The sequence below is a fragment of the Galbibacter sp. genome, from assembly GCF_048266365.1.
Classification (GTDB): Bacteria; Bacteroidota; Bacteroidia; order Flavobacteriales; family Flavobacteriaceae; genus Galbibacter.
Genome location: NZ_JBLWZP010000011.1, coordinates 75,554 through 100,928 on the forward strand (window position 1 = coordinate 75,554; position 25,375 = coordinate 100,928).

The 25,375-nt window shown below is 36.1% G+C and carries 18 protein-coding genes; 4 read left to right on the forward strand and 14 right to left on the reverse strand.

What is annotated here, in order from left to right:
* Positions 1-93 precede the first annotated feature (93 nt).
* A complete protein-coding gene (locus tag ACN0TV_RS14325) occupies positions 94-303 on the forward strand; it encodes a zinc ribbon domain-containing protein (RefSeq protein WP_417363610.1) in 210 nt (69 codons plus the stop codon).
* Between the two features lie 82 nt (positions 304-385).
* On the opposite strand, the gene lpxD is transcribed toward ACN0TV_RS14325, so the two are convergent.
* Positions 386-1,378: a UDP-3-O-(3-hydroxymyristoyl)glucosamine N-acyltransferase gene (gene lpxD / locus ACN0TV_RS14330; protein WP_417363612.1), complete on the reverse strand. Its 993-nt coding sequence runs from the start codon at positions 1,376-1,378 to the stop codon at positions 386-388.
* Positions 1,379-2,200: 822 nt separating this feature from the next.
* Between lpxD and ACN0TV_RS14335 the strand changes: the two genes are divergently transcribed.
* Complete coding sequence (locus tag ACN0TV_RS14335) at positions 2,201-2,947, forward strand: DJ-1/PfpI family protein (RefSeq protein ID WP_417363614.1); 747 nt, start codon at positions 2,201-2,203, stop codon at positions 2,945-2,947.
* A 217-nt stretch (positions 2,948-3,164) separates the two neighbouring features.
* Here ACN0TV_RS14335 and ACN0TV_RS14340 read toward each other — a convergent pair whose 3' ends face one another.
* The 9 genes from ACN0TV_RS14340 to ACN0TV_RS14380 all read right to left on the reverse strand — a co-directional run bounded on the left by ACN0TV_RS14340 (position 3,165) and on the right by ACN0TV_RS14380 (position 19,504).
* Positions 3,165-4,616 carry a TolC family protein gene (locus ACN0TV_RS14340; RefSeq protein ID WP_417363615.1) on the reverse strand — a complete coding sequence of 484 codons (1,452 nt, stop codon included), beginning with the start codon at positions 4,614-4,616 and terminating at the stop codon, positions 3,165-3,167.
* 119 nt (positions 4,617-4,735) lie between these two features.
* Positions 4,736-5,404, reverse strand: a complete 669-nt coding sequence (locus ACN0TV_RS14345; protein ID WP_417363617.1) for an ABC transporter ATP-binding protein — start codon at positions 5,402-5,404, stop codon at positions 4,736-4,738.
* Between the two features lie 17 nt (positions 5,405-5,421).
* Entirely contained in the window at positions 5,422-7,869 is a 2,448-nt protein-coding gene (locus ACN0TV_RS14350) for an ABC transporter permease (RefSeq protein WP_417363619.1), read from the reverse strand.
* 11 nt (positions 7,870-7,880) lie between these two features.
* Positions 7,881-10,262: an ABC transporter permease gene (locus ACN0TV_RS14355; RefSeq protein WP_417363621.1), complete on the reverse strand. Its 2,382-nt coding sequence runs from the start codon at positions 10,260-10,262 to the stop codon at positions 7,881-7,883.
* A 10-nt stretch (positions 10,263-10,272) separates the two neighbouring features.
* Positions 10,273-12,693, reverse strand: coding sequence for an FtsX-like permease family protein (locus ACN0TV_RS14360; RefSeq protein WP_417363623.1), 2,421 nt, complete (start codon positions 12,691-12,693; stop codon positions 10,273-10,275).
* 21 nt (positions 12,694-12,714) lie between these two features.
* A complete protein-coding gene (locus ACN0TV_RS14365; protein ID WP_417363625.1) occupies positions 12,715-15,102 on the reverse strand; it encodes an ABC transporter permease in 2,388 nt (795 codons plus the stop codon).
* 11 nt (positions 15,103-15,113) lie between these two features.
* Positions 15,114-17,513, reverse strand: a complete 2,400-nt coding sequence (locus ACN0TV_RS14370) for an ABC transporter permease (protein WP_417363627.1) — start codon at positions 17,511-17,513, stop codon at positions 15,114-15,116.
* A gap of 30 nt (positions 17,514-17,543) precedes the next feature.
* Complete coding sequence (locus tag ACN0TV_RS14375) at positions 17,544-18,221, reverse strand: ABC transporter ATP-binding protein (RefSeq protein WP_417363629.1); 678 nt, start codon at positions 18,219-18,221, stop codon at positions 17,544-17,546.
* 32 nt (positions 18,222-18,253) lie between these two features.
* On the reverse strand, positions 18,254-19,504 hold the full coding sequence (locus ACN0TV_RS14380; RefSeq protein WP_417363631.1) for an efflux RND transporter periplasmic adaptor subunit: 1,251 nt from the start codon (positions 19,502-19,504) through the stop codon (positions 18,254-18,256).
* Between the two features lie 208 nt (positions 19,505-19,712).
* On the opposite strand from ACN0TV_RS14380, the gene ACN0TV_RS14385 reads away from it, so the two are divergent.
* A complete protein-coding gene (locus ACN0TV_RS14385; RefSeq protein WP_417363633.1) occupies positions 19,713-21,059 on the forward strand; it encodes a sigma-54-dependent transcriptional regulator in 1,347 nt (448 codons plus the stop codon).
* The gene (locus tag ACN0TV_RS14390) at positions 21,049-22,392 is read left to right on the forward strand and encodes a sensor histidine kinase (protein ID WP_417363635.1); all 1,344 of its coding nucleotides are present in this window, start codon (positions 21,049-21,051) and stop codon (positions 22,390-22,392) included. The genes ACN0TV_RS14385 and ACN0TV_RS14390 overlap by 11 nt, the downstream gene beginning before the upstream one ends.
* Positions 22,393-22,506: 114 nt before the next feature.
* Here the strand turns inward: ACN0TV_RS14390 and ACN0TV_RS14395 are convergent, their stop codons facing one another.
* The 4 genes from ACN0TV_RS14395 to ACN0TV_RS14410 all read right to left on the reverse strand — a co-directional run.
* Positions 22,507-22,923, reverse strand: a complete 417-nt coding sequence (locus tag ACN0TV_RS14395; RefSeq protein ID WP_417363637.1) for a DUF6157 family protein — start codon at positions 22,921-22,923, stop codon at positions 22,507-22,509.
* 57 nt (positions 22,924-22,980) lie between these two features.
* The gene (locus tag ACN0TV_RS14400) at positions 22,981-23,520 is read right to left on the reverse strand and encodes a hypothetical protein (RefSeq protein WP_417363639.1); all 540 of its coding nucleotides are present in this window, start codon (positions 23,518-23,520) and stop codon (positions 22,981-22,983) included.
* A 57-nt stretch (positions 23,521-23,577) separates the two neighbouring features.
* A complete protein-coding gene (locus ACN0TV_RS14405; RefSeq protein WP_417363640.1) occupies positions 23,578-24,495 on the reverse strand; it encodes a PorP/SprF family type IX secretion system membrane protein in 918 nt (305 codons plus the stop codon).
* A gap of 1 nt (position 24,496) precedes the next feature.
* The coding region (locus tag ACN0TV_RS14410) for a gliding motility-associated C-terminal domain-containing protein (RefSeq protein WP_417363642.1) at positions 24,497-25,375 on the reverse strand (879 nt) is incomplete at its 5' end.

A 25,375-nucleotide genomic window follows, 5' to 3' on the forward strand; every position in this document is an offset into this window, starting at 1 on the left:
AAGATTTCGCAGTTAATCTAACTGATTTAATAGCTGATAGCCATATTGATTACTGGGTTTACGAACATCATCATTGTGGTATACCTAATTTTAATGTTAGCAATACCACTTGTTGAAATCGGTAGATTTGAACCAAGCAGCAAAGTATGTTCTAGTTGTGGTAATAACAAGAAAGGTTTAAACCTTTCGATTAGGGAATGGACTTGCAATAATGGTCATAAATTAGACCGTGATTTGAACGCTGCATACAATATTAAGAATTTTGGGGTTAGGGACAATTTGTACGCCAACGTAAGCCATTAGGTTATGCGCTGTACAGTGAGCTCTCACATCTCGCTAGTGTGGGTAGCTATAACATCATCATGATTTTGAGCGTTTGGAAGATTTATATTCTTCCCAATTTCCGAAGTGCTACCCATTGCTTTAACACTTCTCGAGAATCCCCAGCTGGATACCCTAACACAGTCTTACCTGCAGGGACATCTTTAAGAACTCCGGAACCCGCAGCAACCGTAGCTCCACTATGAATAGTGATATGATCTTTTATTGAAGCACTCCCCCCTATTATTACCCCGTCTCCCAAAGTAACAGAACCTGCAAGACCACTGCTCCCTGCCATAATACAGAATCGACCCAAAACAGAATTATGACCTATTTGAACAAGATTATCTATTTTACAACCATCACCCAAAATCGTGGAACTGAATTTTCCTCGATCAACAGTGGAATTAGCTCCTATTTCTACATGATCTCCGATTACCACATTACCTATCTGAGGGATTTTTGTCAATCCCACACATCCTTCGCTCGGCCGATAACCAAAGCCATCGGCACCAATGCTTACATTAATGTGCAAAATACAATACGCTCCTATTTCGCAGCGTTCACGTATGACCGTACCTGACCATATAATAGTGTTTTTACCAATTTGGACTTCGTCAAAAATGGTAACATTAGGATACAAAACAACTCCATCACCAAGAATAACATTTTCCCCTACATAGCAACCTGCTCCGATTTTACAGTTTTTTCCGATCTTGACAGACTTATGGAGTACCGCTGAAGAGTGATATTCTTCCTCAAGTACCGGAGGCCCCGGGTCATACATTTCTAAAACCTTAGCCATAGCAAGATCTACATTTTTGACTTTAATAAATGAACGTCCCTCACCTGGTAATAAATTTAAAGTTTCATTTATAATAGCAGCACCAGCCCTTGAATTGTCCCAGAGCTTTTCGTACTTCCTACTACCAATAAAGGTTACATGATGAGATTCTGCATTTTCAATTTGTTCGGGACCAGATATTCGCTGATTACTATCACCTAATAGTGTTCCTTTTATTTGTTTGTTAATCTCATTGAGGGTGAAAGATTTCATTAGTTTTTTTGTTTAAGTGATTAGGTTGATTTTTGTGAACGATCTAATTAAGCGATAAAATGGGTCTAAAAAACTTCAGAAAGTGGTGTAATGTACTCTCACTATCTTGTATAAGTAGATCACTATTTATTCAAATAATTTTGGTAAGTATAAATTTTCCCCGCATTTTGGTACTAAGGTTGTCAAACCTGCCATGCTTATTCTTAGAGTGCTGGAGAAGGAAGATGAGGATTTGGTAATGAGAAATATTTTATCACTAAAACATTCATATATAGGTATATATATTAATCCTTTTAAAGAAAGATCCAGCGGTTTAAATGCCGGTTTCAACTTTAAAAACTGTATGGGGGATATCGTTGATTTGTTCAGAAGGACATATGTATTAAACTTGTTAAAACACTGATTATACAGAATTTATTGATGAAATATACTTATTATTAATTTTCTAGGCAAACATAAGTATCCGTCACTAGCAAAAATTGTACAATTGCGATAACGAATCTACATGAAAATACAGGTTGCTTCACCCCTAGCACATCGGGGAATTGTTTATTCATGAATTTTATTGGCGTAAAGACCGAAAATTTATTTAAATCTTGTTAACCCATAGATTGACATTAAACCGTACACTCCCTATTTACTATTGAGAACGTATTTTATAAAAGAATATTCTTTAGTACGAACTATAAAAAATAGGGGTTTCCACTCTTTTTGATGATAAAGAATCGTAATTTAGTATGACTTTTCAAGATTTGCATTGAAAAGAACATAGAAAACTTCTACGTGAGCAGAAAATGATTATAAAATGAAAAATCAAGACCTATGATAAAATTTAAAATTATCGCATCAATAGCTTTTATAGCCGTACTGATGAGTTGCGATTCGAAAACAAATCCCGAAAGTAAAACTATAAATCAGACCGAAGTAGAATCGGATACACTGACAAAGCATCTTAGAGCATTCGATTCAGAGCTACCGACAATCGGCCTTTTGATGTATAATGGAGTTTTACAGAGCGAAGTTATTGCTACATCTGACGTTTTTTCAAAACCAACGGAAGATGGAAAACAGCTTTTCAATGTGGTTTCAATTGCAGAGACTGATAACCCGATAACCACTGAGGAAGGAATGCATTTTGTTCCTGATTATACCTTCGAAAACAGCCCTAAATTAACTGCTTTGTTTGTACCAAGTGCTTATGATATGTACGCCCAAGTTCACAATGAAAAAATAGTGGATTTTATACGAGAGAGGAATAACGAAACTGAATATGTCGTAAGTAATTGTGCAGGAGCCCAATTGATCGGTGAATCAGGCATTGCAGACGGAAAGAAAATCGTGACTTGGATTGGTGGAGGCGAACAATTACAAAAAGATTATCCGAATTTAAAAGTTCAAAACGACAGTTTGGTAACCTTTGTTGAAGATGGAAAATTCAGTTCCTCAAACGGAAATTTAGCGAGCTATATTTCGGCTTTGAATTTATTAGAAAAAATGACCAGTCCTGAGCATAGGAAGTTTGTCGAAAGTTATTTATATCTCGACCGACTTCAAGATTGGAAAAAATAAGTACAGTGGGCGATAAGGTATAATACATTACCGGTAGGGCTATACACTGACGCAGCTCTACACTTAAAAAAGGCTTTAAAAACCTTATCGGTTATTTAGGACTAGACGATACTTTCAGTCCTTATACCTAAATACACTTTTCCCAAGCAAAATGATGGCCCCTTCAATTTAAAGTTAATGTACAAGTAGATTCCTGAGCTCGTACTAACTAATAAATTTAAGGATGTGTTAGAGGTCGAGTGTCAACACCATCCACTCCCCTATAGTATTCTAGGATTCGTATTCTTAATAAATATTCATATTTGGCATTGGACAGATTGATCATTGCAGTGTCCATATTATTTTTACTGGTTATATATTCCACTATATTGGAAACACCGCTATTAAATCTAATTTCATTGATCCGAAAAGACTCCTGGAAAGCAGCTACCTGTTCTTTGTATATGTGATATCGCTCTAGTGCAGCCTCCATTTTCAAATAAGCATTCTCAATAGCATTCTTAAATTGGAGTTTCGTATTTTGAAAGTCGATCTTAGTCTCTTCAAATTTTATTTTTCCCAATGCCACATCATTCTTAGACTGAAATCCATTTAATAACGGTATGCTTACTTCAACTCCGAAAGATGTATAAACATTATTTTTAATTTGATCCATATAACCGATATCCTCTCCCGTAAACATCGTTTGATTCTCTAGTACAGGATAATTAATATCATCAATAGTAATAAAGCCACCCGACTCCACTATTGAAGAACCTGTCTCGTTAAAAAACTGGGCAGCACTTGAGTAATTAGTATTTAACTGACCAAATAAAGAGATATTGGGGATATAACCAGACTTTGCCACTTTTATACCACTCTTAGCCGCATCCAATCGAAACTGTTTTGCCTTAAACGTTGCCAAGTTTGCCAGGGCATCGGAAAATACTTCATAAGAAGTATATGGATATTTTATAATGTTGTCCATAACATCAATGGCAACAAATTTAGCATCGGTTTTTGATTCCGAGTTTAATAATTGAAATAGATTGAGTTTGGCTTCTTTAAAACTGTTGTCAGCATTGATCACGTTTGCCATATCCAAAGCAAGTTGCCCTTGCATATCGGTATAATCAGCAGGGTTTCCAATCTCCTCTTCATAAAGTGATTTTAATCGCTTTAGTTGATCTTTAGTAGTTTCCAGACGTGATTTAGCTAATTTAAATAAATCCTTATTATTCAATATCTGAAGATATGTTAAGGTAACATCCAATATTAAATTTTGTCTTTGCTCTTCCATTTCCATTTCCGAGGCATTAAAACTGTATTTTCTTTGTCTAATGCTGTTTAATAATTTAAATCCATTGAAGACAGTAAAATTAAGATTCAGTCCGGCATTGGAGAATGTTAACTTTTGATCTACATAATCATTGGTATATGGATCTATGCTGCGACCATTACTAACCCCCAAATTATAATTGGCATTTAAAGTCGGAAATAGTGCCGCTTTGGATTGCTTGAAATTAATGCGTGAAGCATCCATTGACAGGGTTGATTTTTTTAAGTCCAGATTATTTTCAATAGCTGTTTCAATACAATACGCTAATGTTAGAGGTTCTTGTGTCTTCTCCTGCGCATATAGTTGTATGCCAATGAGTGCACATAGAAAGATGATTCTTTTGTTTATCATAATTTTGAGTTATCTATTTAAATAAAGGCATAAAGAATTCTTCTTCTGTTAGTTTTTAACAGAAGTGATCTCAAGATAAATAGCATGAAAATGAGTGAAAATTTATGCCGCCAACTCTTTTATCTGCTAATTATTCTTCCATCTAATAATTCAATGATTTGAGAGCCGTATTCAGCATTTTTTTCAGAATGTGTTACCTGAATAATGGTGACGCCTTCTTGATTCAACCGTTTAAAAACCTCCATAATCTCTTCTCCTTGTTTGGAATTAAGATTCCCGGTTGGTTCATCGGCCAATAACAATTTAGGTTTGCCTATCAATGCACGAGCAACTCCTACCAATTGTTGCTGACCGCCACTTAACTGGGACGGAAACAGGTCTTTTTTTCCCACAATATTGAAGCGATCCAGCATATCGGAAACCAGTGCTTTTCTTTCTGAGGAGCTAACTTTTTTATACAATAGTGGTGTTTCAATATTTTCATAGACTGTGAGTTCGTCTATCAAATGATACGCCTGAAAAACAAAGCCTATATTTTCTTTAAACAAGCGTGATCTAAATTTTTCCTTTAGCTGATGTACGGGTTGCTCATTGAAGAAATATTCACCTTCATCAAAGGTATCGAGCATTCCAAGTATATTCAGTAAAGTTGACTTTCCTGATCCGGAAGGTCCCATTACGGAAACAAATGAACCCTGAGCTATCTGTAGGTTGATATCCTTTAACAAGAAGACTCTGTTTCCTCCTGAATTTACCCATTTAAATACGTTTTTAAGTTCCAAAAGCATGTTTTGATTGATTTTAATTATTCGTTTCTTAAGCTATTAATTGGATTTGTATATGCTGTAGCAATTGTTTTCAGACTCATAATTAGCAATGCTAAAATGAGTACCCCTAAACCACCTAGTAGAAAAACCCACCAACTAATAGACGTCTTATATGCATAATCTTGCAGCCATTTATCCAGTCCATACCACGCCACTGGAACCGCAATTACATAGGCAATTACTACTAAAGTCAAGAAATCTTTACAAAGTAAAGTGTTTATTTGAACTATTGAAGCTCCCAAAATTTTACGTATACCAATTTCCTTAACACGTCTTTGGGTAGTATAAATTACTAAGCCGAAGAGACCAAGACAGCTTAAAAGTATTGAAATTCCGGTTGCCCAACTCAAGAGCCTGGTCATCTTACTTTCACTTTCATAGAAATCGGCAATGGTATCATCCATGAAATTTAATTTAAAATCATCGTTCGAGTAGATAGATTTCCAAATATCCTCCACCTCAGCAAGGAGTAAAGACCAATTATCAGCATCCGCCCTATTGAGCTGAAAATGTATGGTATTAAACTGTGAGTAACGTGATCTTTTCCAATCACCTACTAAAGCCATAGGCTCTATTTTACTTTTCAGCGATCGCTGATGAAAGTCTTCCATAACCCCTACAATAGGAACCGCATCCTCACCTTGTCCTATTATTTTCCCAATGGCTTCCTGAGGTGTTTTAAAACCAAGCATGTTACTGTATGCTTCATTAATTACATATTCGTGTATGGTATCATTTCTTAATTTTCTTCCGGCTAACAATCTTATATCATACAGATCCAGATAGTCCTCATCTCCGTATAATAATTCTAAAGTTGTATGAATCTGCTTTTTACCGTCTATATAATCTACCTCTGTGGCATGTGAATTAAAAGAAGCTGGTGGTGATCCTCCAAGACTAATCGCTTTAATTTGAGGAATAGTCTTTAATTTTTGAATAAAAAGCTCCCTTTTTTGCATGGATCTATCATGCCAAGGTGTTCTTATATAGGTTATGGCATCCGTTTTAAACCCCATGTCTTTTGTCAGCAGATAATGGATTTGCTTTCCTACCATTAGCGTAGAAATAATGAAAACCTGTGCAATAACAAACTGAAATATTATCAATCCTTTTCTGAGTGAAGTATTCTTATGTTCCGGAAAAATCCTGTTTTTTAATACGGAAACCGGTTTAAATGATGCTAACACCAATGCCGGATAAAATCCCGAAAGCAGACTGATTGTAATAATTAGAACAATCCCAAAGCCAATAATCAAAGGATCGGCAAATAATCCGAAATGCAATCCATTGGGAATAAAATCGGCAAACACTTTCAGCAATCCGGCTGCCAACACTATTGAGAGTATTGAAGCTAAAAGAGTTGTTAAAAAGGTTTCACCCAAAAACTGATATATTAACTGTTTTTTTGAGCTCCCTAAGGTCTTTCGAACACCAATTTCTTTTGCTCGTTGCGTTGCTTGAGCAGTACTTAAATTCACAAAATTAATACAACCAAGAGCCAGAATAAATATGGCAATAAATAATAAACTGATTAGCACTGACCTATTGGCCCTATGCTCCGTAAAATCAAAGATCCCATAATTTTCTGCAAAATGAAGATCCCTCAAAGGTTGAAGATGAAATCTTCGGTGTTGGTTATATTTAACAGCATATTCACTCTCATTCTTTTTAGCTAAATCGTCCAACTTATTTTGAACATTTGCCTGTGCTTTTTCATCATTTAGCTTTATAAATAATTGCGTATTGGAGCTGGTGCTTCCCCAATTATCATCCATCACAGATTCTTTTAAATACGACTGTTTCGCCGTTTCCAGAGAAATGAACTCTTCAAATGTAAAATCGGTTCGGTTTGTAAAATTTGCAACTATACCTGTCACGTCAACTGACACTGAATCGTCATAAATCAAGGTCTCTCCTATAATAGCATTGTACTCCCGATTAGGAAAATATTTTTTTGCACGCTTCTCGGTTAAAACCACTTCGTTAGGGTTATGTAGCGCATTTTGAGGGTTTCCTGCAAGCCAATTATAGCCTAAAAAATCAAAAAAATCTGCATCTGCGTAAATAACTCTTTTGGGGTTATTAATTGCTTTTGAAAAAGAGGAATTCATCACCCTGGCATGTTCTGCATTAAAAAACCGGGTAGATTTATCGATACCGGTTATACCATGTTTTACTGCCTCAGTTAATGGTACCGTGACTCCATAGTTATAAGCCTCTCCTTCAGGAGAACTATAGGATGTAGTAATCCGATAGATCAAATCCTTATCTTTATGAAAATCATCAAATGTAAAATCATAATACACCATAAGCCCAATAACAAAAGAGGCACTAAGTCCAATAGCAAGACTGGTAATATTGATCAAGGAAAAAAGTTTATTCTTCCAAAGATTTCGCCATGCTATTTTAAAATAATTCTTGATCATGCTTGTTCGTTTTACTCGGTTCGCAAATTTTTAATCGGATTTTCAACAGCTGCCTTCATGGCGTGGAAACCGATTGTAATCAAAGCAAGTAATAAAGCGGTGGTCCCTGCCAAACCAAACATCCACCACTGTATATGAATACGGAAAGCAAAATCCTTTAACCATTGGCTCATAATCAACCAAGATATGGGCATCGCTATTAAAAAAGCAATCCCTACCAGTTGCAAAAAATCCAGTGATACCAAGTTGACCACCTTTGTTACGGAAGCCCCCAGTACTTTTCGAATACTTATTTCACGTTTTCGTTGTAATATACTATAGGCTGTCAAACCTAAAAGTCCAATACATGAAATACTTATGGCTAAGATGGCAAACCACAAAAAGAGGGTTCCAAAGCGTTGTTCGCTACGATATTGCTTGTCCAAAAGCTCGTCAAGAAATTGAAAATTAAAGGGTTCTTCAGGAAATGTAATTTCCCATTGTTTATTAATTTGATCCATTGTTTTTTCTATGCCTTCTGGTCTTATTTTAGCTGTGACCAGATTTAGTCGTGTTTGTTCTATTCGAATGCTTAACGGCTCAATCTGTTGTTGCAGGGAATTGAAATTAAAATCTTTTACGACACCAATAATTTGCCCTTCACGTCCCCATTGGTTAAATCTTGCTCCAAGAGCATCTTCAGGATTAGCATAGCCTAATAGAGCTACCGCTTTTTCGTTAATAATCATTGCGGAGGTAGAATCTGATGCAAAATTTCTGGAGAACCCTCTTCCACTTACAAGCTCGACATCAAGCTGGGATAGATAATCAAAATCCACAAAATATACATTCACAACGGTTTGGATTAAGTCCCCCTCACTATTTTCCAATTCAGAAAGTGCCTCCGAATTATTCCTCCCGGGAACACTTGAAGAACGGCTGGTACTAACAACTCCAGGTAGCTTCTTTATCGCATCTTGAAAGGCTTTTTGACCTGAAGATGCATTTGTTTCCAGTACTAGTACCTGCTCTTTATCAAATCCCAGCTTTTGACTACGCATATAATTGGTCTGCATATAAATAACGATAGTTCCAATGATCAAGGTAATCGAAATGGTAAACTGCAGTACAACCAGTCCTTTTCTCAAGAATACGCCGCGATTGCCCCTTGAAAAGGATCCTTTTAACACATTTACTGGATCGTAAGAGGTCAACACTAATGCAGGGTAAATTCCAGCCAAGAGGCCAACACTTATGGAAATTATAAATAAAATGATGATTTGATAGGGATCAGAAAAAATGCCATCACTGACGGTTTTCCCAGCCATTACATTGAAGTATGGCAACAGAAGTATTAGTAAAATAACCGAAATTAAAAAGGCCAAAATGCAGATGATAACTGATTCCCCTATGAACTGAAATCCTAACTGTGTTTTACCCGCTCCAACAACTTTACGAATACCAACTTCTCTGGCACGCTCCATTGAACGTGCAGTGGTTAGATTTATAAAATTGATGCCGGCTATTAAGATTATAAAAACACTTATAATCGAAAAAATATAAATATTGTTGATATTCCCCACAATACGTCCCCCTCTGGTAGAATGCAAGTAAACCTTTCTAAGTGGTTCTAATAGCAAACTAACATACATTTTAGAGGCTTCCATTTGTTTTTCAAAATTTCGCTGCATAAAAGCAGGAAACTTTGACTCTAATTGTGCTACATTGACATTAGGCTTGAGCAGCACATAGGCATAAGGTTCATAGTTACCCCAGTCATTGTCCAAGTCTTTGTCTAATACCTGGGTAAATGTGGTCATCGACAATATCATCTCCGCCTTGATATGGGAGTTTTCAGGAATGTCTTTCATTACTCCTGTTACTTTAGCCTGAAAACTTTTATCAAGAATTCGCAATGATTTTCCAACTGGATTTTCATCTCCAAAATATTTCTTGGATGCAGTTTCAGATAATACAATGCTAAAGGGATTCTTTAAAACTTCTTTTTTATTTCCGGATAATAGTTCAAAATCAAAAATTTCAAAAAAACTGGAATCAACTGCAATGGCGTTATCTTCCTTAAATTTCAGATGGTTGTTTCGTACAGTTAATGGTAGGTATAACACACGTGTCATCGACTGAATTTCGGGGAATTGAGATGCCAATACAGGAGGGGTTGCCCAATCTGGTTTGTTGGCTTCATTTTCTTTGGAATTGATCTCAATATCTGATACCACTCTGTAAATCCGATCTCCTTTAGTGTGGAAATTATCGTAACTAAGTTCAAAGCCGACATACATCAAGATCAGAAACCCTGCTGTCAAACCAATAGCCAAGCCTGAGATATTCAACAAAGAAAACCCACGACGTTTCCAAAGATTTCTAAGTGCTATTTTAAAATAATTCTTGATCATATTTGATTTATTAATCCGTTCTTAAACTTTGTACAGGGTTCTGAATTGCAGCTTCAACAGTTTTTGTGGCGATAGTTATAATTGCGATAATAAAAACGATGCCACCTGCAATAAGGAAGGTCAAAACACTTAAATCAATCCGGTATACGTAATCCTGCAACCACCTGTCAGAAAACCACCAGGCAATGGGTGTGGCTATAAGAAATGCAATAGCAAGCAGTTTTAAAAATTCCTTGGCCAATAGAACGGTAATTGTAGAAACACTTGCTCCAACAACTTTACGTATCCCAATTTCTTTTCTACGTTGGGTAACTACAAGAAGTGACATGGCAAACAGACCTACACAACTCAAAATAATAGCTAGTACGGATCCGCTGCCTATCATAGAGGTCATCAGGCGCTCTTTAAGAAGAATTCTATCAATATTTTCATTCAAAAAAGAACCTTGGAATTCAGCGTTAGGTTCAATTTTTTTCCAGGCTTTTTTAACCCTATCCATAGCGCTTAAAAGGTGGTCTGGAGCTACTTTAACATACACATTACGCATATCCCAGTTAGGGTCAAGAAGTAGCGTTAAAGGTTCTACTGCTTTGTTAAACCCTTGGAAGTTAAAATCCTTAACTATACCTAACACAGAAAAGGTAATAGAATCGTCAATTAATATTCTAGAGTGCAAGGGTTCTTTTTCCTGAAGTTGATCAGCCATTGCTTGATTAATGACCAGCCCAAGTCTATCGGTTTTAAATTTTCTATCAAATGAACGTCCTTCCAAAAGTTGCAAATCCAACGTTTCAATATAATCAAAGTCTACCATAAGAACATTGGTGTTCACCCTTCTCCCCTTGTAATCAAATGATATTACACTAGTAGCAGAAGCACCATCTTTACCTAATCCTAAAATATTATTTGATGCCGAGACATTGATGATGCCGGGAGCGTTCTCAAGTTCATTTCGCAATAATTCTATGGTTTGGGCATCCTCCCTTTTTCCGTTCAGCGGAAAAGCAATGACTTGTTCCTTATTAAAACCTACATCTTTATTGCGCAGATATTCAAGTTGGCCCCATAAGACCAGGGTACCGCTAATAAGCAGAATGGTAATACCAAATTGCAACACCATAAGACCATCTCTAACATGATTCTTTCCTGTTACCTCCATCTTTCCCTTTAAGCTTTGTATAGTGCTAAGTTTAGTCAATACAAGTGCAGGATACCCTCCAGCAATAAAGGTGATAACACCCAATACCACTAAGAAAATGATTAGATGTAATGGGCTCAGGGTGTTTCCAAAAGAAGCGGAGGTTTGGAAACTTGTTTGAAAAGGATTTAATAACATATTTGCCAGTAGTATTCCTAGAATTGAAGCGCAAGAATAAACCAGTATACTTTCACCCCAAAACTGAAGGAAAAGTTGTGTTTTACTTGCACCTAATGTCTTGCGCATACCAATTTCACGGAGTCGACTGGTACTTTTAGCAATACTCATATTAACAAAGTTTGCACTCGCGATAAAAAGTATTAAGAAAGCAACTCCCAGCACTAAGTATGGATATATTCGACTGGTTTGCCCAATTCCATTTGATTCAGTTGTAAAATGCGTATCCGCATAGGCTAAGAGCTTTTGTTGCTTATACTCTCCATTCTCGTCTGGTTGAACTCCATCTCGCTTGCAATTTTCTATAAAGCTTTTATTGTGCAGAGCTGTAAAAGCCCTAGTCGATTTTTCGAATTGTAATGGATCAATACCAGTAGAAAGTTTCAGGTAAACAGAATGGTTAGCATTATCCCAATTGTCCAAATTATTAGTATAAATAGCATCAGCTTGATTTTTAAAATTTAGTGCTAAGTCAAATTTCATACTACTTTGTTCCGGAATATCATCCAAAATAGCAGAAATCGTAAAGGCTTTCTGTTTTCCTTGCACCAGAATGTTTACTGTCTTCCCAAGACCACTCTCTTCTCCGAACAACCTTTTGGCCGTCTTCTTAGTAATTACAATTGTGGATTCATCGGCCGTTAGTTGTTCTGTATCACCCTCAACAACTGGATAACTGAATATGGAGAAGAAACTAGGGTCTACATAAGCCGCCCCTAACCGCAGCTCTTTATCACCATTAGTTACACGCAAAACGGCACCAATATATCTTGTGATTAATTCTACCCCTGGAACCTCCTTTTGCAGCGCATCGGCAAAAGGAATTGGTTTGGAAGTATATACTGTAGGTCCAGTGGAGGTTTGTTGAGTAGCATAAATCTGATAAATACTGTCTGAATCCTTGTGAAAGCGATCATAAGAAAGCTCAAAAAATGCGTATATACTCAATAATAAACCTATTGCTAATGCCACCGTAAGTCCAATTATATTAAGCCCGGTAAAAACTTTATTCTTCCAGAGGCTTCTCCACGCTATTGTAAAATAATTCTTAATCATGATTGTTCGTTTTTTGATGCTTTACTCAGTGCGTAAGCTTTTTACTGGATTAGCAAGCGCTGCTTTGACAGATTGGAATCCTACGGTAATACCGGTTATTAAAAGTGCTATCATTCCTGCTAGTAAAAACATCCACCATTTAATAGAAATTCGATAAGCAAAATCTTGTAGCCATGTATCCATAAGAAACCATGCAATTGGGAATGCAATGATACACGCCAGTAAAACAAGTTTTATAAAATCTTTTGATAACAAATAAGTGATCTTTCCAACACCGGCTCCCAAAGTTTTACGAATTCCGATTTCTTTTATACGCTTTCTAGCCATTAAGGATATAAGTCCAAACATTCCCAAACAAGAAATAATAATGGTCAGTAAGGCAACATAATTAACGGTATTGAGTATTCCTTCCAAAAGCTTATACTGTCCACTTACTCGACTATCAAGTGGCTCAAAGTCAAACTCATGCCTAGATGGTATTTGTTTAAACCTCTCTTTTAATTTATTCAAAACCAAGTCTTCTTTTCCAGGAACGATTTTTATACTTAAATAGCTATTGTTATTTCCCAAGCCTCTCTTGCCGTTATAATAATGAATTATAGGTTCTATATTTTTTTGCATACTCTGATAATGAAAGTCTTCAGTAGCCCCAATAACATTATATATTTCTTCCGTTCCCCCTTTTTCTACCAATTGCTTGTTCGCTAAATTTTTCCAGCCTAGAGCCTCCATTGCCTTCTTATTTATAAGAACCGATTTTTGCTCCGACGCATCTAACTTTTCATTAAATGTTCTTCCAGAGACAAGTGGGATTCCAAAAGTTTTAAGATATCCCTCACCTACACTACCTTTTCGTAATTTTATTTCGGTTTTCGTATTCGGGTCGTAAAAAGTATTGTAATTATTATCATAAGATGTCGGGATAATACTGCTGGTAGAAACCCCTTCCACAAATTTATTATCTTTCAATTCCGCAATAAGGGTTTGAATATGAGACGCCGCTGCTCCCCTGTCTTTAAAGTCTAAATTAAGTTTTGCGATAGTTACGTGATCTGGTTCATATCCAAGTGAAACATTATGCATATACTTTAACTGACTGTTTAAAATTAACGCCATACATATAAAAATCACAGCCAATGCAAATTGTATGGTAATAAACGTATTACGCACAAGAAAGTTCTTCTTTGAATTTAGGATTTTCCCTTTAATAGCCGTTACTACAGGAAGCGTAATTACTTTTAGCGTTGGAACAACCCCCACAATTAAAGTAATTAAAAGACCTAGAAGAACATACCAAAACACCATTGGATAATCGCTGCTTAAACTGAATGAAATAGCTCCAAACCTGGACCCGTAAATCGTATTCATCGCCGGTAAAAGCATTTGTAGGAATAAAATACTTGCAAGCAATAAGGAGCTAAAAACAATGATTCCATTTTCTACACAAAACTGAATAATAAGACTGCGTTTACCGCTACCAATAATTTTACGTACGGCTAATTCTTTGTTACGGTTATAAATAATAGACGTATTTAAATTGAGTAAGTTTATGATGACAATCAACAGAATAAAAAGGATGCTAGCAACGGAACCTTTAATTATCTTATCCACCGTAGGGTTGTAGTTTTCACGATAATCTGAAAAAGGTAATACCTCTATTTTTCTTAATTGAGATGCATCCTGATAGTTCTGCTTGGCAATATCGAGGATTCTATTTTCGAAACTATTTATACTTGTTCCGTTTTTCAGTCGTATATAATTATATGCAAAAGTATTATACCAATTCGCTCCTTGTTTAAAACCTGGATTTAATTCCAGTAGTGAAGTTGGTAGCAGCACATCAAATTCTATGGATGCATAAGGACTTATGGGCTTAAAAACTCCCTGAACTGTTAAATCAAGACTGTCGTCGGCTCGAATTGTTTGTCCTACAGGGTTGATGTCACCAAATAATCGAATCGAAATTTCTTCAGAGATAACAATATCGTACTTGTTTTGCAATGCAATTGTAGGGTTACCGTATTTTAATGGAAGGGTAAATACTTTAAAAAAACTTGTATCTACGTATTTAGTATTTTTTTGAATTTCTTTATCGTTGACGCTCAACCATGGCCAGTTCCAACTTTGTATATGAGTTGCCCCTATAACATCCGGAGATGAATGTACAATTTCTCCTAAAAGTGGATATGTTGTCTGATCGAATTTTTCGCCAGAGTTAACAACACTATTTAAGATGTATAACTCTTCTTTGTTATCTATGAATGAATCGGCACTATAATAGGCATACACCCCAAATCCCAAAGTCATAATACTGGCCAATCCAACGGTAAGTCCAACAAAATTTAAAGCAGTTGAAAGCTTATTTTTCCACAAATGACGAAATGCTATTTTAATATAATTCTTAATCATGACTTCTAAGTTTATTCCGTTCGCAAACTTTTAATGGGATTAGAAACCGCAGCGTTTATTGCTTGAAAACTTACAGTAAGCAAAGCGATAAAGACTGCAACAAGACCCGCAATTAAAAACACCCACCAATGAATATCTATCCGATACGAAAATCCTAGCAACCACCTATACATTATCCAATAAGCAAATGGGATTGCTATAATAAATGCAATAAGCACTATCTTTAAAAAGTCTTTTGTTAACAAACTTGCAATTCCCGAAATACTCGCACCTAAAACTTTACGAACACCTATTTCTTTGGTACGAGATTCTGCCATAAATGTTGCCAATCCGAATAGTCCGAGACAAGCTATGAAAATAGCCAAGAGTGAAAAAGTACTGACCGTTTTCGCTGTTTTTGCTTCCGAAACGTATAGACCTTCCACATAGGTGTCTAAAAACTGATAATCAAAAGCAGTATTGGGAAGGTTTGCAGTAAAACTGTTTTGTAATTGCTCCATAAATTCCGGCAAGTCCGTTGTATGATACCTAATAAGAATGTTTCTTAAGGATTCCGGAGCTTCAATTGATCTATAATACATATAGCCGCCAATATCCTCCTTTAAAGAATTATAATTGAAGTTCTCTACAACACCGGTAATGACAGCTCTATTCCCTAATTCAGTATTAACATATTTTCCAATGGCATCCTCGGATGATTTATAGCCCAAGTATTTAACAATCTTTTCATTAATTAGGGTGTATACTATGGAGTCCCCTTTTTTAATATTTTTGGGTAACGGATTCCCTGCCAATAAATTAAGTTGTAAAGTCTCTACAATCATGCCACTGGTACGGCAGCTTTGTATTGGCATTCCTGTAACATCCGTACTTAGTTTTCTAACCGATCGACCACTTTCGTTCTTTCCAGGTATGGATTGCACTGCTGAAACATTTTTTACAACCGGTAATCGCTGCAAATCTCTCATTACATTTTCAATTTGCTGCTGACTTTCTGCTGACTTTACGGAGACTGCCACTATTCCGTTCGGATTATATCCCAATTTCTTGTTTTTAATAAAATCCATCTGCTGGTATATGATAATCACGGACACAATCAAGATTATGGAGGTAGTAAACTGAAAAACCACGAGTCCTTTACGCACAAAATCAGCGATTGCATAGGTATTCTTAGATTTTTGAGCCAGCGATAGTGGAGATATTCCAGACAAAGATAGAGCTGGATAACTTCCCGCAATTAAGGTCACCAAAATCCAGATCGCAATAAGCCCCAGTAAAATCACAGGAGACAACAGTTCCGTATAACTTAATTGTGTCCCTAAAATATTTTCAAATATCGGTAACGCTATAAAAGAAATCCCATAACCAATCAGTACGGAAATAAAAACGAGAATACTTGTTTCAACATAGTATAGTGAAAGCATTTGTCTTCGGTTGGCTCCAAGAATCTTATTTACTCCTATTCCCTTTAATCTTTTTTGTGAATTTGCTGTTGCCAGGTTCATATAGTTGATACAAGCAATTAGCAGTACCAAAACAGAAAGGAACAGTAAACTGTTTATAGCGCTAATATCTCCGTATCTGGAAGAGTATCCTTTTCTTAAGTCTAGAGAATATAAATGTATTTTTGTCAATGGTTGTAAGAAGAATTTTGTGAAGTACTGATCGTTCTTCTCCACATAGGCATCAATTAATTTAGTAGCCTGCCGTTGTACCTCATGAATATTTGCTTCGGACTGGAGTTGTATATAGGTTTCATAACTGGCGTTGCTCCAATAGACATTGGTCCCCATCCAGGAATCCATAATATTGTATACCAGCTCACAATCAATCATACTATTCTTAGGTAAATCCTGGTATATTCCCGTAACCTGGAGACTATCCCTATTATTAACAGAAATAATTTTGCCTATAGCATCTTCACTACCAAATAATCGTTGCTTTGTCGATTGTGAAATCACGATAGATTTAGGCTTTGAAAACACATTCTGACCATCACCTTCAATAAAATTAAAATCAAACATTTTAAAAAGCGAAGAATCTGCCAGGTACAGCCGCTCTTCGTTAAAATTCTTATTACCAACTTTTAAGGAAGCCGTAGCACCAAAATCATCCTTAATAAGCCGTGTCATCATTTTTACCTGAGGAATATCATTTATAATGGCAGGACCCACTGCATTAGGTACTTCCGCCCAGGTTTCAAAATCATATGACTCAGTGGTCTCCATATTCACCCTATAAATATCTTCTGAATTTGAATACATCTTGTCAAAACTAAGCTCATTGTATACATAGGTAAAAAGTAATATGCACACACAAAGGCCAATTGCAAGACCTGCTATATTAAGTCCCACGAAAAGTTTATTGGCTTGAATATTACGCCACGCTATCTTTAAGAAACTCCTAATCATTATCAATTCGTTTTAATTCTTTGCTAGAGGTTAAACAAGTACATTTTCTGTTACCTTTTGTCCATCCAACATCCGAATAATACGGTGGCTGAATTTTGCATCGTGTTCACTATGCGTTACCATAATAATGGTGGTGCCGTGCTGGTTGAGATCGGTAAGAAGATCCATGACCTCATTTCCATTACTACTGTCTAGATTACCTGTAGGCTCATCAGCTAAGATGAGCTTTGGATTATTCACCACAGCTCTGGCTACCGCTACACGCTGTTGTTGCCCCCCGGAGAGTTGTTGTGGAAAATGTTTTCGCCGGTGCATAATCTGCATTTTCTCCAATACTTCATGAACGCGTTCCTTTCTGTCTGCTGGTTTAACTCCAGTATAGATTAAAGGAAGTTCAATATTTTCAAAAACTGTAAGTTCATCGATTAAATTAAAGCTCTGGAAAACAAAACCGATATTATGTTTTCGCAAATTGGCTCTTTTGCGTTCATTGTAACCTGCAACCTCTATTCCATTGAAAATAAAACTCCCGCCATCGAGGTCATCTAATAATCCTAAAATATTAAGTAAAGTTGATTTCCCACACCCAGACGGTCCCATCACTGCTACAAATTCACCCTCTTTGACTTCAAAGGAAAGCTTATTTAAGGCAACAGTTTGTACCTCCTCTGTTCGGTAAAATTTTTCTAAATCCGTGATTTTTATCATGATCCTAGTATTGAATTCTTTTTATAATGCTATTAATTTAAAACAAGTTCTTGAATTTCCTCATAATTATCATACCCGGATGTAATCACTTTATCCCCCGGTTTTAATCCATCCAGCACCTCGTAATATTCGGTATTTTGATTCCCCAATTGAATAGGTTGTCTATAAGCGGTGTTACCGTTTTCATCCAGTTTAAAAATCCAGTTTCCCCCAGTTTGTTGAAAAAACCCTCCTTTTGGAATCAACAAGGCTTGTTTTTCCTGACTCAATGCAACGCGTATTTGAAGTGTTTGCCCTCTTCTGATTCCTTCAGGAACTTCATTTTTAAAATGCATATCCACCTGAAAACGACCATTAGTTACTTGTGTGTACACTTTTTTAATTTCCAAAGTATATTCCTTTCCATCGAACCTAAAAGTCCCCAATTGACCGGCATAAATTCTGGCGATATAATGCTCATCTACTTCTACCCTTACTTTATATCCACTCAGTACATCAATTTGCCCCAATCGCTCTCCCTTGATCTTAGACTGTCCTATTTCCGCATCTAATGAAGTTAATTGTCCATCAACCGGCGCTTTAACTACCAAATCTTCCACTTTTTTACGCATGAGTTCCAATGCTTTTCGCGTACGATGATACGAACTTTGCGCCTGGGCTAATTCTTGTTTAGTAGCTGTAGAATCCTGTTCCACCACCTGTTGTGCCAATTCCATTCGCTGTTTTTGATAATTGTATTCATTTTCTGAAGCTATTAAATCTTGCCGTCCGATAGCATCCTTGTCATACAATCTTTTATTTAAATCGTACACACGCTCTGCTTCGATAAGACTATTTTTAACATCAGTTAATTGATTAAGTCTATTAATGGTGTTCTGCCGAGCTGAATTTTGTTGTATTTGCATCTGGGTAAGCAAATTATATACTGCAGTTTCCTGATTCACTAAGCTCAATTCTAAATCCGTATTGGAAAGCCGGAGTATAGGTTCCCCTTTTTTCATCAAAGCACCATCCTCAACAAACTTTTCTTCAACACGGCCACCCTCCAGAGCATCCAGATAAATCGTAGTAATTGGAAGTACAATTCCATTTACTGGTATATCCTCTTGAAAAGCTCCTTGAGTTACTTCACTAATGGTAATGCGTTCACGATTTACATTTAGTTTAGAAGCTCCCGAAGAAGAGATAATTACAAAAACTATAAATGCCAAGAGCAGCACACTACCTGCCAATATCAACATTCTTGAGGTGGTAAACCTTTTCTTTTCTAATGGGATGTCCATATAATCGATTCAATTTTACAACTAGGATATAGGCATTATTGTGCCAAAACCATAAACCACTGTTTATGTGCTCTTTATATTTAAATAAAATGATAAGGGTGTTCGGAAACGATACACGTTATGCACGAATACGTTACAGATTTGGGGTTACTGAAATTAAACAATAATCTGTTTTTAGTAAGCTTGATAATATTGTAATATTGTACATATGCGGGTAAAGGATCTCAAAATACTGGTATTGGATGACGACAGCGATGTACTCATTGCATTACGTTTGTTATTAAAATCAAAGGTGAAGGAGGTTGTAGTGGAAAAAAAACCAAGCAACATTGTATCGCTTTTTGAAAAGAACAGTTTTGACATTGTTATTCTTGACATGAATTTTAACGGACTGATTAACACTGGGAATGAGGGTATTTACTGGCTAAAAAAAATAAAGCAACTAAGCCCAAATACAGATGTAATTTTGATCACGGCTTATGGTGACATAGATTTAGCAGTTAAGTCGTTGAAAGAAGGAGCTTCTGATTTCATCATAAAACCTTGGGAGAACGACAGAATCGTTCAAACAATACAAGAACTTACCCAAAAAAAAGGGAAACAAAAATTAGCATTAAAAACCCTTACCACCAATGCAGGGGAAATTATTGGGGAAAGTACTGTTATGAAAGATGTTTTTTACAAACTTGAAAAAATAGCGCCCACGGATGCGAATGTTCTTATACTCGGTGAAAACGGCACCGGAAAAGACTTAATTGCCAAAGCAATACACGATAACTCTTTGCGAAAAGACATGCCATTTGTAAAGGTAGATGTTGGCGCATTGACAGAATCCTTATTTGAAAGTGAATTATTCGGATACAAAAAAGGGGCGTTTACGGATGCAAGGGAAGATCGAAAAGGAAGGTTTGAAATTGCATCAGGAGGAACGCTCTTTTTGGATGAAATAGGAAACATTTCACTTCAACAACAGGCCAGACTTCTTACGGTGCTTCAAAATCGACAAATCACACCTCTAGGTTCCAATGAGGCCAAAGCTGTGGATATTCGACTGATTTGCGCAACCAATTTAGAGTTAGAAGTTTTGGCAGATGAAAACAGATTTCGCAAAGATTTAATATACCGAATCAATACTGTTGAACTCAATATTCCGCCTTTAAGAGACCGAGGAAGCGACCTTAAGCTGCTAACCAATCATTTTATTGGCATTTATGCCGATAAATACATCAAGGATACTTTTACTTTGGCCACTAGCTTTATAGACAAATTAAAGGCGTACAAATTCCCTGGCAACGTAAGAGAACTCCAATATGCGCTAGAGAGGGCTGTTATTATGACGGAAGGTACAATCCTCACCGCAGAAGATCTCATGTTCTCTCCCATTGAGAAGTTTCACAATACGGCTACCGATAGTGATCTAACCCTAGAGACCATCGAAAAAAAGACCATTTTAAAGGTTGTGGAGAAAAATAACGGAAATATTTCAAGATCCGCTAAAGAACTAGGGATTACAAGGACAGCACTTTACAGAAGACTCAATAAGTATGGTCTATAAAAAATACAGAATTGCATTTATTGCAAGAATCATAATACTATTTATAGCTCTGACTCTTCTGGCCTATTCCATCAGTATTGTAAATACGTATATGATTGTCCTTGCTGTAGTAGCAAGTTTAACTACGGCATTAAATCTCTATAAATTCATCATGAAACGTTTTATTGAAATTGACGATTTCTTTGAGGCGGTAAAGTATAGGGATTTTTCAAGATGGTATCCTGAAGAACACGGTTCTAAAGATATACAAAGGCTTCACAAGGGATTCAATGAGGTTAACAGAACCATTCGAGAAGTCAACAGCGAAAAAGAGGCGCAATACTTATACTTGCAAAAAATACTCGAGGTTGTACAGGTAGGGATAATAGCATATAATTTAAAGACTGGCTACATATTATGGATTAATGAATCCATAAAGGATATGCTCAACATTCCCTCCATAAAGAACATCAGCTTTATTCAAAGTAGAAATAAAGAGATATATAATGAACTATTTATTAGAAACCATTCCAGTTCAACATCTATAAGCCTTGAGATTAAAAATGAAAAAAGCAAAGTCTTGGTTTCACATTCTATATTTGAGGTAGAATCCAACACTTTTAAACTAGTGGTACTGCAAAATATTGACGCTCCGCTTAACCAAAATGAGTCTGAAGCTTGGAAAAAATTGCTAAGTGTAATGACACATGAGATCATGAATTCCATTGCGCCTATAAGCTCTCTTGCTGAAACCTTAAAAGAGAATATTCGGGAATCTATGAAAAGACCGGTCATACAACCCTTGATTACTGAGGATTTATATGAGGGAATAGAAAGCATTAAAAAACGAAGCGATGGTTTGATGAAATTTGCAAGGACCTACCGAAGTTTAAATAAAATCACGCATTTAAATCTTCATCGGATCAAAGTGGATGAACTCTTCCATAGCATCGACAGTTTGATGAGCCCGTCCTTGGAGGCTAAAGGTGTGCTTATTGATTTTGAAATAGATCCCTCAGATCTTGAAATAGAAATTGATTCCTATTTAATTGAACAAGTCCTAATTAATCTGATCTTAAATTCTGTTGATGCTTGTAAGAAAATAGAAGGGCCAACAATAAAAATACTGGCAAATAAGTCACTTAACGGAAATACAATAATTAAGGTCACCGACAACGGATCTGGAATTCCCGAGGAAATTATGGATACTATATTTGTGCCTTTCTTTAGTACCAAAAAAAATGGAAGTGGTATCGGTTTAAGCCTATGCAAGCAGATTATGTTATTACACCAAGGAAAGATTCAATTCCAAAGTATCGAAGGACAAGGAACCACGATTAGTTTGGTATTCTAATCGCTCTTGATAATATGGAGATAACCTCATTATTATATTCATATTTCAAAAACTCTTGGGATACAATTTCCTTTTTAAATTCATAAAATAATTTTACAGCATTTATTATAATTCTTACTTAACCTTTCTAGAATTCCTCATCGCTAGTATTTTTTTAATTTTAGGATCCTTTAAAAGATTTTCATATTCCATGGTTTCCATACCATAAATAGCCAGTTTTCCGTGATTATCAGCATGAATACCAAAACCATAATTCTTAGTTAAAGGGGATGCCCTAAAACAAGGTTTCCCTTTAGAGAAGAATATTTCTCTTTCTCGTTTATACTCAGAAACAACTAAATCCTTTCGTTTAGCATACACCTGGAACAGCACATCATCAGAAGTTAAAGTATATGGGTTGTTGGCAAGCAATTTGTATTGCAATTCTGCAATAGTTGGATTTCCCGCTCTTCCGGTTGGTATGGTGCCGCAATCTACATTGGTATCCTCGGCCACCAAGATCAACGTATTGATATAATTTGTTGTATGCATTTAATCTTTTATTGTATGAACCAACTCATTTAAAGCCTCCATTTACTTAACTTTCATTTAAAGAATCTGAAGGGGAATATCATGTTTTTCGGCATATCGAATAGCAATTTCATCTAAATGGTTTAATTTTTTTAAAAATGCCGGATCATGAATTTGGAACATTCTCTCAATTGCTGCATCTACTATTGGTTCGGGCTCATCAGCATCTATCATTTGTGCTATTTCTATATAATCCTTCTCAAAAATTTGTTTGCAATAGATCAAAAAATCCTCTGAGGCAGCAATTAAATTTTCAGTATCCGTATTGACTTCAAGTGTCTGAACTTTTTTTAAAGCTGTATTAGTTGGTTGTATTAAATTTTGATCCAAATACGCCTTCACAGTTCCATTTTCTAGTTGACCCGATTCCAATACAAGCAATCTATTATTGCGCTTTAGTTCACGAATTTCATTGAAATATTTACTATTGTATTTTCCAGTAATAATATTTGTATTGAGCACTGTAATTTCTAAGTGTTTTTGTGGGGAAGTATGATTACAGGAAACAACTGTAAATAAAATCAAAGAAAGTAATAGAAGTTTAATTATCGTTTTCATTTTTCTAATCATTTCAATATTTGTGTAAATAGGCTTTTAAATTTATACATGGATAAATCACAATCCATATCCCTGAAACGCATACGATAGTACGATTCCGTGACTATTACCAAGTAGGGATTTTTTGAATCCAATATTGTATTGATAGATAAGTCTAAGGTACTTAAAAAGATAGACTCCTGCCATTAAATTCAAGGAAGATGTACTTCGATACCCTGCGCCTAATTCAAATTTATTTTCAAAGCTAGTGGAAATGTTAATATCGATTTGCATTGGCGCCCCATCTTCATATTTTAAGAGTAAGTTCGGCTTGATGATTATCCGATCAAATTTATTGGTTAAAAAACTGTATCCCATATAGCCATAAACCGGGTTAGAAAGTTTTATATGATCTGATGATGCTAATTTATTCCCTAGGATATTAGGAGCTGATACCCCTATGTAAAAATTACGCCGATTGTACAAAAACCCAATTCCAATAGTAGGTATGGATTCATTAATATTTTCTGAAAACACCGGATCATCCACAATACCTAGATCCAGGAGATTTTCTTTATATTGTTGAATACCGGCTGTTAATCCAAATGAAAGTACATGCTCATTATATAGCTGCCAGTTGGGACGATCACTTTTAAAATCAAAAAAGAGCTTGTATGAATAGGCTAAGTAAGCATTTGTACTGCTTGTCACACCGATTTCATCTCGAGAAATCGCGCCACCTAAGCCCATTTTTCTTTGAGCAAGCGGACTGTGGTAACTTAAAGATAAACGCTTTGGACTACCTTCGATATTATTTATATATCCATAATTACTTAAGGTCATTACACCTCCTTCACTCATCCCTGTGTACGCTGAGTTCACCATAACAGGATTGTAATTATATTCCGCGAACAGTGGCGTTTGCTGGGATAAGCCAAATTCTGGAATTAAGACACTTATAACTAGAAGAAAATTAATTATTGTACCGCTTCTCATATTATCTTTTTAAAACTATAAACCCCTTTACAGCTTTTGAATTCCCATTTTGATTTGCCAAAATTTCAAAGAAATAGGTGCCATCTGGTAATTCTCCACTTCCAATTGAAGTATTCATATTTGCAATACCATTAAAAACCAAAGATTGATTATCATATCCCTCTACTTTAAATACAATATCCCCCCACCTGTTATAAATGGTGACTAAATTGTCCCGATAGTTCTCAATATTAGGGATTTCCCAAAAATCATTAATTGAATCACCATTAGGGGAAACACCATATTTAGTCTGTCCCAAATCAAATGATTGGGCAGTAATAAAACTTTCCTCTGAGCAGCTCAAGGCAGATCCAGCGTAGTTATACGGTGTAATACGAACATAGATCGTGCTACCTTCAGGTAGCTCAGCTGATGGCGTAAAACTAGCCGTATTACCCAGATCTTGATTACTCACTAGTTCCGTTCCACCTGGGGTTGTTCCAATTGAGATTCGATATCCTGTAGCTTCTGATACAGAATTCCACTGCAATGTGGCAGTCAGCTCAACATCACTAGCTCCATTTAACGGTTGGATTAGGCTGGTACATACTGGTGCTTTGAGTTGGGTTGTGGTAGTAAAGCTTTCTTCTGAACAGGCAACGGCATCACCTGCTGAATTATAGGGTGTAATACGAACATAGATCGTGCTACCTTCAGGTAGCTCAGCTGATGGCGTAAAACTGGTCGTATTACCCAGATCTTGATTACTCACGATTTCCGTTCCACCTGGGGTTGTTCCAATTGAGATTCGATATCCTGTAGCTTCAGTTATGGAATTCCACTCCAATGTGGTATTCAGTTCTACTTCAGTTGATCCATTTAACGGTTGGATTAGGCTGGT

Coding starts and splice junctions, on each gene's coding strand:
- ACN0TV_RS14325 (WP_417363610.1), top strand. CDS start 94: ATGTTAGCAATACCACTTGTTGAAATCGGTAGATTTGAACCAAGCAGC.
- lpxD (WP_417363612.1), bottom strand. CDS start 1,378: ATGAAATCTTTCACCCTCAATGAGATTAACAAACAAATAAAAGGAACA.
- ACN0TV_RS14335 (WP_417363614.1), top strand. CDS start 2,201: ATGATAAAATTTAAAATTATCGCATCAATAGCTTTTATAGCCGTACTG.
- ACN0TV_RS14340 (WP_417363615.1), bottom strand. CDS start 4,616: ATGATAAACAAAAGAATCATCTTTCTATGTGCACTCATTGGCATACAA.
- ACN0TV_RS14345 (WP_417363617.1), bottom strand. CDS start 5,404: ATGCTTTTGGAACTTAAAAACGTATTTAAATGGGTAAATTCAGGAGGA.
- ACN0TV_RS14350 (WP_417363619.1), bottom strand. CDS start 7,869: ATGATCAAGAATTATTTTAAAATAGCATGGCGAAATCTTTGGAAGAAT.
- ACN0TV_RS14355 (WP_417363621.1), bottom strand. CDS start 10,262: ATGATCAAGAATTATTTTAAAATAGCACTTAGAAATCTTTGGAAACGT.
- ACN0TV_RS14360 (WP_417363623.1), bottom strand. CDS start 12,693: ATGATTAAGAATTATTTTACAATAGCGTGGAGAAGCCTCTGGAAGAAT.
- ACN0TV_RS14365 (WP_417363625.1), bottom strand. CDS start 15,102: ATGATTAAGAATTATATTAAAATAGCATTTCGTCATTTGTGGAAAAAT.
- ACN0TV_RS14370 (WP_417363627.1), bottom strand. CDS start 17,513: ATGATTAGGAGTTTCTTAAAGATAGCGTGGCGTAATATTCAAGCCAAT.
- ACN0TV_RS14375 (WP_417363629.1), bottom strand. CDS start 18,221: ATGATAAAAATCACGGATTTAGAAAAATTTTACCGAACAGAGGAGGTA.
- ACN0TV_RS14380 (WP_417363631.1), bottom strand. CDS start 19,504: ATGGACATCCCATTAGAAAAGAAAAGGTTTACCACCTCAAGAATGTTG.
- ACN0TV_RS14385 (WP_417363633.1), top strand. CDS start 19,713: ATGCGGGTAAAGGATCTCAAAATACTGGTATTGGATGACGACAGCGAT.
- ACN0TV_RS14390 (WP_417363635.1), top strand. CDS start 21,049: ATGGTCTATAAAAAATACAGAATTGCATTTATTGCAAGAATCATAATA.
- ACN0TV_RS14395 (WP_417363637.1), bottom strand. CDS start 22,923: ATGCATACAACAAATTATATCAATACGTTGATCTTGGTGGCCGAGGAT.
- ACN0TV_RS14400 (WP_417363639.1), bottom strand. CDS start 23,520: ATGAAAACGATAATTAAACTTCTATTACTTTCTTTGATTTTATTTACA.
- ACN0TV_RS14405 (WP_417363640.1), bottom strand. CDS start 24,495: ATGAGAAGCGGTACAATAATTAATTTTCTTCTAGTTATAAGTGTCTTA.